The 7,988-nt window shown below is 65.8% G+C and carries 8 protein-coding genes and 1 pseudogene; 5 read left to right on the top strand and 4 right to left on the bottom strand.

The features are described 5' to 3' along the window. Positions 1 to 290: 290 nt before the first annotated feature. Together AAFP05_RS04860 and AAFP05_RS04855 are read right to left on the bottom strand one after the other, a co-directional pair. Positions 291 to 977 carry a response regulator transcription factor gene (locus AAFP05_RS04860; protein WP_341728726.1) on the bottom strand — a complete coding sequence of 229 codons (687 nt, stop codon included), beginning with the start codon at positions 975 to 977 and terminating at the stop codon, positions 291 to 293. Next, on the bottom strand, positions 974 to 2,377 hold the full coding sequence (locus AAFP05_RS04855) for a PspC domain-containing protein (RefSeq protein ID WP_341728725.1): 1,404 nt from the start codon (positions 2,375 to 2,377) through the stop codon (positions 974 to 976). Before AAFP05_RS04855 ends, AAFP05_RS04860 begins: the two co-directional genes overlap by 4 nt. A gap of 166 nt (positions 2,378 to 2,543) precedes the next feature. On the opposite strand from AAFP05_RS04855, the gene AAFP05_RS04850 reads away from it, so the two are divergent. Genes AAFP05_RS04850 through AAFP05_RS04840 form a run of 3 tightly spaced genes read left to right on the top strand, consistent with a single transcriptional unit; the run spans position 2,544 to position 4,192 of the window. Further along, entirely contained in the window at positions 2,544 to 3,632 is a 1,089-nt protein-coding gene (locus AAFP05_RS04850; protein ID WP_341728724.1) for a PspC domain-containing protein, read from the top strand. Next, positions 3,629 to 3,820 (top strand): hypothetical protein, encoded by a 192-nt coding sequence (locus AAFP05_RS04845; RefSeq protein WP_341728723.1) that lies wholly within the window; start codon positions 3,629 to 3,631, stop codon positions 3,818 to 3,820. Before AAFP05_RS04850 ends, AAFP05_RS04845 begins: the two co-directional genes overlap by 4 nt. A 57-nt stretch (positions 3,821 to 3,877) precedes the next feature. Next, positions 3,878 to 4,192, top strand: coding sequence for a PspC domain-containing protein (locus tag AAFP05_RS04840; protein ID WP_341728722.1), 315 nt, complete (start codon positions 3,878 to 3,880; stop codon positions 4,190 to 4,192). A gap of 104 nt (positions 4,193 to 4,296) precedes the next feature. Here the strand turns inward: AAFP05_RS04840 and AAFP05_RS04835 are convergent, their stop codons facing one another. Continuing rightward, positions 4,297 to 5,754: an alpha/beta hydrolase gene (locus AAFP05_RS04835; RefSeq protein ID WP_341728721.1), complete on the bottom strand. Its 1,458-nt coding sequence runs from the start codon at positions 5,752 to 5,754 to the stop codon at positions 4,297 to 4,299. A 164-nt stretch (positions 5,755 to 5,918) separates the two neighbouring features. On the opposite strand from AAFP05_RS04835, the gene AAFP05_RS04830 reads away from it, so the two are divergent. After that, on the top strand, positions 5,919 to 6,689 hold the full coding sequence (locus AAFP05_RS04830) for a histidine kinase (protein WP_341728720.1): 771 nt from the start codon (positions 5,919 to 5,921) through the stop codon (positions 6,687 to 6,689). Then, positions 6,686 to 7,351, top strand: a complete 666-nt coding sequence (locus tag AAFP05_RS04825) for a response regulator transcription factor (RefSeq protein ID WP_341728719.1) — start codon at positions 6,686 to 6,688, stop codon at positions 7,349 to 7,351. The genes AAFP05_RS04830 and AAFP05_RS04825 overlap by 4 nt, the downstream gene beginning before the upstream one ends. Positions 7,352 to 7,443: 92 nt before the next feature. Here the strand turns inward: AAFP05_RS04825 and AAFP05_RS04820 are convergent. Then, positions 7,444 to 7,988, bottom strand: a pseudogene (locus AAFP05_RS04820) (GMP synthase (glutamine-hydrolyzing)); the annotation flags it as partial.

Raw genomic sequence — 7,988 nt, 5'->3', positions numbered from 1 at the left:
AAAGCAGCAGCAGCTACCGGCCGTCACAGCCGGGAACCACAGCGGCTACCGAAAGTAGCGACGGCTAGCGGTCGTCACAGCCGGCACCCACAGCGGCTACCGAAAGCAGCAGCAGCTACCGGCCGTCACAGCCGGCACCCACAACGACTACCGAAAGTAGCGACGGCTAGCGGATATTCGCTAGCCGTCGCTACTTCTGGTAGCCGCTTTCATCACGCCCGGACATTTCGCCAGCCCCTGCAACTTTGCGCAGCCCCTTCGTCCGCCGTGCCCTCGGACGAGCGCCCGCGTCAGACCAGCTTGCGGTCGGTGGCCCATTTCGTCAGCTGGTAGCGGTTCGACAGCTGCAGCTTGCGCAACACGCTCGAGACATGTGTCTCGACAGTCTTGATCGAGATGAACAGTTCCTTCGCCACCTCTTTGTACGAGTAGCCGCGAGCGATCAACTTCATCACCTCGCGCTCGCGCTGGCTGAGCCGGTCAAGGTCCTCGTCGATGGACGCCACGTCGATCGATCCCGAGAAGGCGTCCAGCACGAACCCGGCGAGCCGGGGCGAGAAGACGGCATCGTTGGTGGCCACGCGTCCGATCGCCTCGATCAGCTCGTCCGTGCTGATCGACTTGGTCACATAGCCGCGGGCCCCGGCCCGGATGACTCCGATGACGTCCTCGGCAGCATCGCTGACCGACAGCGCCAAGAACTTCACCTTCGGCAGGCCGGCATGCACCCGTTTGATGACCTCGGCACCACCGCCTCCGGGCAGATGGACGTCGAGCAGCACCACGTCGGGCACGCTCGCGACGATGGCCTTCACCGAACTGGCCACGTCCTCGCCTTCACCGACCACCTCGACCCTGTCGGGCGCCAGCTCCAGCTCATGACGCACACCGGCGCGGAAGATCCCGTGGTCATCGACCAGGACCACCCGCCACGGACCGGTACGCTCGGGGGTGGGTTCGGGCTGGGCGTTGGTCATACCTTCATCTCCAATCGGATCTCGGTTCCCTCGCCTGGGGCCGAGCGAATCTTCGCGTTGCCGCCATGGCGTTCCATGCGGCTGATGATCGACGAGCGAACTCCCATCCGGTCGTCCGCGACATCGGCAAGGTTGAAACCCCTGCCGCGATCGCGGACGAAGACCTGGACGAGTTCGCCCTCGCCGGTCGGCTCGACTTCAGCATAGACATCGATGAGCGGGGCACCGGAGTGCTTCGCGGCGTTCATCATCGCTTCTCGCGACGCCTGGACGAGCGCCCGCAGCCCCTCGGTCAGTTCGATATCGCCGACACAGACCACCTCGACGGGAACACCGCGTTCGTCCTCGACCTCACCACCGGCCTCGGTCAGGGCCGCCTTCAAGGTCGACGGCCCGGCCTGATCGGCATACAACCAGGCGCGCAGTTCGCGCTCTTGGCGCCGGGCAAGGCTGGCGACCTGCTTGGGATCGTCGGCCTGGCGCTGGATGAGTGCGAGAGTCTGCAGCACCGAATCGTGCAGGTGGGCGGCCATATCCGCCCGGGTGTCAGCGATCAGCTTCTCCTCGTTGACCGCGGCCATCCTGCGCCGATAGCGCAGAATCCAGGGCGCCGCCACGACTCCCAGGCCCGCCACGGTGAGCCCGGACACCATCGCCACCAATGGCAGCTGACTGACACCGCCCTGGGAGGCGGCCAGCAGCGCAACCGCGCAGCCGATCAGTGCCATGCCGCCGACGACACGCACCACTTCGCCGCCCTTCCTGACGCGGAATGACCCAAGCGAGCGCCGCCGCGTGTGATCGAGGTCCGCGGGAGTCATCGTCCGGGGTTGTGAAGGCGTGGCGGGTTCATCGTCGGCCTGCAGCCAGACCAGGCCGACGCCCAGCGCCGCCAGCATGATCGGCCAGAAGAAGGTGCTCGCCGGGCCGAGTCCGAGCATCCGGGCCAGCATGATCAGCCCGATACCGACCATCACCACCGCGATTACTCGTCCGAAACCCACCGTCTTCCCACGATCGGGCTGGCGCATCCCCTGATGACTCGCGGCCCGCAGACCCGGAGGTTGCTCGGCCGACGGCGGTTCGGGCATCAAGATCCACAAGACGGCGTAAACACCGATGGTCAGCACATTCGTGAACGCCAGACCCACAAAACAAGCCCGAACAAGCCAGACCGGCCAGCCCAGATGATGCGCGATGCCCGCGGCGACGCCGCCCAGCCAGGCGTCCGAGCGGCTGCGGCTCAACCCCGCGCGCTCCGGCGGTGTGTCGGGAGGTGCCGAAGGAGCGGGTGGCGACCCGAACGGGATGGGACGCGGTCCGGCAGGAAGCTGTCGTCCGGCAGAAATGGGCGCAATCGGACGAGGCTGCTGGTAGTTGGGACCCGGAACGCTCGTCACCCTTCAAGGTTCACATGTTCAACCCTGCAATTCCACTGACAGCGACCCCGAAGGCTCCCGGAAATGCTCCGATGAGCGATAATCTGCGAGGCTCTCGGCGATTTTGGGGGTCTGCTCGGGGTCCGGTTCAGTACCGAAGGCCGGGACCACCGGCAAGACTTGAGCCATGTCCGCCAGCACGCCACCGCCACCTCCACAGTGGCCGTTGCGTCCCGGCTCTCCTCGACCGTCTCGTGACTGGGCGGCCGAGTTTCTCGATTTGAGGCGCACTCCTGCTCGCGGCAATATCACGGGGCTGAGCGGGGCGGTGGCGACCTGGTTGGGCATCGATGTTCTGCTCGTCCGTTGTCTGTTCGTGCTGACCGGGCTGTGTTCGGGCATCGGCGTGATTGCCTACTTCACGGGCTGGATGCTGACCCGCAGCACGACCACCGGGCTGGCCCCCCTCGATCACATCGGTCGGCATTGGCGCAACGCGCCTGCGAGGGTGGTGGCGAACTGGGCACTGGCGTTCGGCATCATCGGCAGCCTGCTCTTCAGCACTGTGATGGGACTCGGCTGGCTGCCGGTCGTGATCCTCGCCGTGACCGTCTGGGCGGGCACCCAACGACGATTCATCCCCGGCCGACCCAGACAACAGGTAGCCACCCGCTATTGGGCGCCCAGCCCGGCGCCGGCGCGCAAGCACGACCGGGTGGCCATCGCCATCACCGTGATCACCCTGATCGTCGCTGCGGCGGCAGCGCTGATCGGCGTCATCGCGTTCCCGGACATAGTGGTTCTCCCCTTGGCGGCTGCGCTGGCGGTGATCGGGCTCGGGCTGCTGGTGATCGCCCGTCGTGCCAGAGGACTCGGGCTGATCGTCCCCGGCGTCGCGCTGGCGGTAGCCTTGACCGGGGCTATGGTGACGGCACCACCGCTCCCGCGCAGTTCGATGAACAACCTAGTGCGGCCGACCCAGCTCGACGACCAGGTGCTCCACAGCGAACATCGGACGATGGACATCCGCGACATCAGGATCGCCGCAGATGAGTACTGGAACATCAACCTGCAGGATTCCGAACTCGGACTGACGATTCCTGCCGACCAGAACGTGATCATCGAGGTCTTCTTTACCGACTCGATTATCATGCTGCCGGATTTCTTCAACGGATCCGGCCAAGCGCGCAACCAACAGATCATCGACGACGCCTTACCGACGCTTCATATCGAAGTGAGAGCCACCGACTCGCAGCTCTGGGTGACCTCGGCATGACCCGCGGTTCTAGCCCGACGGCGATTATCTGGGGATTCGCCTTCATCGCGCTCGCGGGCCTGGCCGCTTTGCGGCAATTCGACGTACTGACCACCATGACCGTCGTCGGTTTCCTCGCGCCGCTCGGGCTGATCGTCCTCGGCCTGCTCGGACTGGTGCTGAGCAACAGACATGACAAGACTCACTAGCCCACATCACCGGCATGGTTTATCTGACCTGCCACCCACAGAAAGGACAATGAATTCATGAGCACTCGCAAACTCGTCCGCAGCCGAGACCACCGTGTCATCGCAGGCGTCTGCGGCGGCATCGCCGATTATTTCGGCATCGATCCCCTGATTGTCCGGCTGATCGCTCTCGCTCTCGGCCTGTTCAGCGTCGGAGCCATCGGCGCGGCCTACGTGGTCGCGTGGTTGGCCATCCCCGATGAAGGCAGTGGCGATTCCGGCGCCGATCAGCTCTACGAGCGCTACGGCGACTACCGACGCCGCCGCGATGCCCGCGCCGCAGCCGAGAATCCGCCGGACGAGGGCCCGTCCGACAGCTTCAGTGCCGACTAAGGACCCTCCAAGCATCACGATGACGAGCCAGCGGCTGGCCGACCACGAGTCGGCTAGCCGCTTTCGTCATGTCCTCGAATTCGCCGGGCTGGGGTTTAGGACCCTCACTGCTCTTCGAATTCCAGCAACAGCCGGTGCAACTCATCGGCGTGCTCGAAGGCGACCGAATGACCCGCGTCCGCAAGATCCACCCACTGCTTGTCCGGCGCCGCCAGCAGCTCGTACCACTCACGGGCCGGCTCCGTGCGAGCAGCCAGCTCATGTTCACCAGCGAGGACGAGCACAGGCACCTCCAGCGCTGCTGCGTCGCGGCGCAGGTCCACGTCCTGCAACTGCGGATAGAGCTGGGAGAAGACGTCGAGCAGACCCCGCAGCACACTCACCTTCTCAATCGGTGAGTACTCCTGGCCAAAGACGCCATAGGGTCCGAGGTTGCTCTGTTGCCCTCTGCGCAGATACTCGGCGGGCGGAATGTAGCCGCCCTCCAAGAGCGGGTAGTGCGACATGATCGTCGCATAGTCGAAAACGCTGCGGTAAGGCGGCGGCCCCATGGTGGCCAGCCTCGCTACCAACTCGCCATGGCCACTGCCCATCGCAGTGGTGATCAGGTCGCGGTAGATCCCCTCATCGGTCTCCAGCGGAGCCACCATCTGCCCACTGCCGATGAAGGCGTGGAAGAGTTCCGGCTGCTGCCGAACCGCGAGCACCCCGAGCAACGATCCCCATGATTCGCCGAGCAGGTAGACCTTCTGCCGACCGTAGTGCTCGGTCAGCCAGCGCGCGAGTTCGATGGTGTCGGCGACACTGCCCTCCAGCGTCAGCCCCTCGGCGTCAAGAGCCGGATACGACTTGCCGGTGCCGCGCTGGTCCCAGCCGACGACCAGGAAATCATCGGTCAGAGGCTCGAAAAGCGCCCGCGAGTAGGCGAGATCGCTTTGTCCGGGGCCACCGCTCAGATAGAGCACGATCGGTAGATCCTCACGGGCACCACGCACTTCGATCCATTGCTCGTGCCCATTCAGCTCTACCGGAATCAGTTCCGCCACCTGACCTTCGATGGGCCGGCCATCCGCGTCCTTCAACGGTGGTGGGCTTGCGGGCAACAGCAGGGATGCCGCGATCAGCGCAAGCAGCACCGTGAGGACGATCACGCCCACCCGTCGTCCGGGGCCCCCGATGCCCCAGAGAGTGCCGGCGATGATTGATAGGCAGGCCAACGGCCAGACCACGATACGGCCCAGGACGAAGGCGAGCACGCCGAAGGCCGAACTGGCGTTCAACGGGCCCACCGTGGGCAGCGCGGAGTCGAGACGCAGGAGTTCGAAGACGATGAGGAATGCCATCGGGGCGAGCAGGATGGCCCAGCGGGAGCGGGCGGTTGCGCCCGTAAGAAGGCCGACTGCCAGGCCTCCGGCCAGCAGCGCGATCGTCTCCGCGGAGGTGACCGGTCCGCGAGGCTGGAACCACGCCATGATCGCTGCGAAGACTGCGCCGCACAATGCTGGCAATGCGAAACGCCGCAGCAGGGGCCACGGCCGATGAGTGTCAGACGTCGTTGTCATGGTGCCAGCATCGGCTACTCGTCCCGGGTCATGCATCGGGCCGGCGCCCCATCTATTCAGTGCATCGCCGGTGCCTCGAACCAAGGCGCGTACAGCTCGGGAAGTAGCCGGCGATGGGTCTGCGGACCGTTGTCGGCGAGGGCGGCAACGGCTAGCGTTTCGGTATGTGGCGCAACTTGCGCGAACTTGATGACGAACGCCCCTGGATCCTGGATGCTGTGCTGGCGTTCGCGCTTCTCAGCGCCGCGTTATTGGCGACGGCCGGATCCGTGCAGACCGGCTCGCTAGCCATGCTGCTGAGTATCGCGGTGGCGTTCTGCTATGCCTGGCGGCGCCGCTTTCCCATCGCAGTGCTGTTCGTCTCCGGTGTTCTCGTGGTGACGATGATCGGCTTGGGTTTCAACACCGCGGTGATCGGGTCCGGGCTCTTCCTCGCCGCCTACACCGTCGCTGCGCACCGGACGCTTCGCTCGACGATAGCGGCGGCCGGCTTCTGCCTGGTGCTGTTGGTGGTCGTCATGATCGCCTTCGGACAGCGGATGCCGCTCGCTGAAGGTGCCACCAACCTCGCACTGTTCGCCGGCGCCTTCGTGCTGGGACGAGGCGCCCGAGTGCATCGTGCCGCGGTACGGCTGGAGGCTGAACGGGCGGTACTGGTCGAACAGGCCGAACGCGAACGTTCCCGAGTGGCGCTCGCTGAGGAACGGCTTGCGCTCGCCCGAGCGCTGCACGATGTGACCGGTCAGTCACTCGCGGTGATCGCGCTGCAGGCAGGTGTCGGCTCGAAGATGCTGGACGACGATCCCGATGAGACGCGGGCGGCTCTCGAGGCGATCGCCGACATGAGCCGCGAGTCGCTACGCCAGGTGCGGCACCTGCTCGACACCTTGCGCGAGGACTCTCCAGATCTGCGACCAGACGGCGGTGAGTCATGATCCGCGTACTGATCGTCGACGATGAGGCGCTAGTGCGGCGCGGACTTGCCGTCCTGCTGCGCCACGAGCCGGATTTCGAGGTGGTCGCAGACGCGGCCGATGGGCTTTCGGCTGTCCGGCAGGCGCACGAGCAGCAGCCCAATGTGATGCTGATGGACATCCGGATGCCCGGGATCGACGGCATAGAGGCCACCAGGCGGATCGCGAACGACCCCGAAACCAACGACGTAAAGGTCCTGGTGCTGACGACCTTCGATCACGACGAGAACGTCTTCGCCGCGCTACGGGCCGGAGCCTCGGGCTTCCTGCCGAAGGACACCGAGCCGGAGCGGCTGCTGGAGGCTATCCGGGTGGTCGCGGCCGGCGATTCGTTGCTCGCTCCGGGCGCGACACGGCGGCTGATCGAGGAGTTCCGTCGTTCGGCTCCGCGGCAGGCGCCCAGGTCCGGCACCCTGGAGGTACTGACCCAGCGCGAGATAGAAGTGCTCCGGCTGGTGGCCGGCGGTGCGTCCAATGCAGAGATCGCCGGCCAGTTGGTGATCAGCTACGCGACGGCCAAGACCCATGTCAGCCGGCTGTTGACCAAGTTGGACGCACGCGATCGCGCGCAGCTGGTGATCCTCGCCTACGAGCACGGCATCGTCCGGCCCAAGCAGGCCTGACGACCAGCGCGACCGGCGGCAGAGTGCCCGATCGTGTGGTCTCAGAGCCCGACATGGGCCGTGGGGCTACACGATCCGACATCTGGGAGCCGTCACTCCCACTCGATGGTGCCCGGCGGCTTGCTCGTGACATCCAGCACCACGCGGTTGATCTCTCGAACCTCATTGGTGATGCGGGTGCTGATCTTCTCGATCACGTCGTAGGGCAGCCGCGACCAGTCGGCGGTCATCGCGTCCTCGCTGCTCACCGGACGCAGCACGATCGGGTTGCCGTAGGTGCGGCCATCGCCCTGGACCCCGACCGAACGCACATCGGCCAGCAGCACCACGGGCATCTGCCAGACATCGCGGTCGAGTCCGGCCGCCGTCAACTCCTCGCGAGCGATCGCGTCCGCCTCGCGGAGCAGGTCGAGACGCTGCTTGGTGACCTCGCCGATGATGCGGATGCCCAGCCCGGGGCCGGGGAAGGGCTGACGCCAGACCATCTCGTGGGGCAGGCCCAGTTCTTCGCCGGCAGCGCGAACCTCGTCCTTGAACAGGGTGCGCAGCGGTTCGATCAGGGTGAACTGCAGGTCGTCGGGTAGGCCGCCGACGTTGTGGTGGCTCTTGATGTTCGCAGCACCCTCACCCCCGCCGG

The sequence above is a fragment of the Brooklawnia sp. genome, from assembly GCF_032229645.1.
GTDB lineage: Bacteria > Actinomycetota > Actinomycetes > Propionibacteriales > Propionibacteriaceae > Brooklawnia.
The sequence above is the reverse complement of the archived record's forward strand: the minus strand, read 5'-3'. Positions and strand labels throughout refer to the sequence as shown.

What these genes read in the sequence shown, in the direction of transcription:
- AAFP05_RS04830 (WP_341728720.1), top strand. Translation starts at nt 5,919, where the DNA reads ATGTGGCGCAACTTGCGCGAACTTGATGACGAACGCCCCTGGATCCTG.
- AAFP05_RS04845 (WP_341728723.1), top strand. Translation starts at nt 3,629, where the DNA reads ATGACCCGCGGTTCTAGCCCGACGGCGATTATCTGGGGATTCGCCTTC.
- AAFP05_RS04835 (WP_341728721.1), bottom strand. Translation starts at nt 5,754, where the DNA reads ATGACAACGACGTCTGACACTCATCGGCCGTGGCCCCTGCTGCGGCGT.
- AAFP05_RS04860 (WP_341728726.1), bottom strand. Translation starts at nt 977, where the DNA reads ATGACCAACGCCCAGCCCGAACCCACCCCCGAGCGTACCGGTCCGTGG.
- AAFP05_RS04840 (WP_341728722.1), top strand. Translation starts at nt 3,878, where the DNA reads ATGAGCACTCGCAAACTCGTCCGCAGCCGAGACCACCGTGTCATCGCA.
- AAFP05_RS04825 (WP_341728719.1), top strand. Translation starts at nt 6,686, where the DNA reads ATGATCCGCGTACTGATCGTCGACGATGAGGCGCTAGTGCGGCGCGGA.
- AAFP05_RS04850 (WP_341728724.1), top strand. Translation starts at nt 2,544, where the DNA reads ATGTCCGCCAGCACGCCACCGCCACCTCCACAGTGGCCGTTGCGTCCC.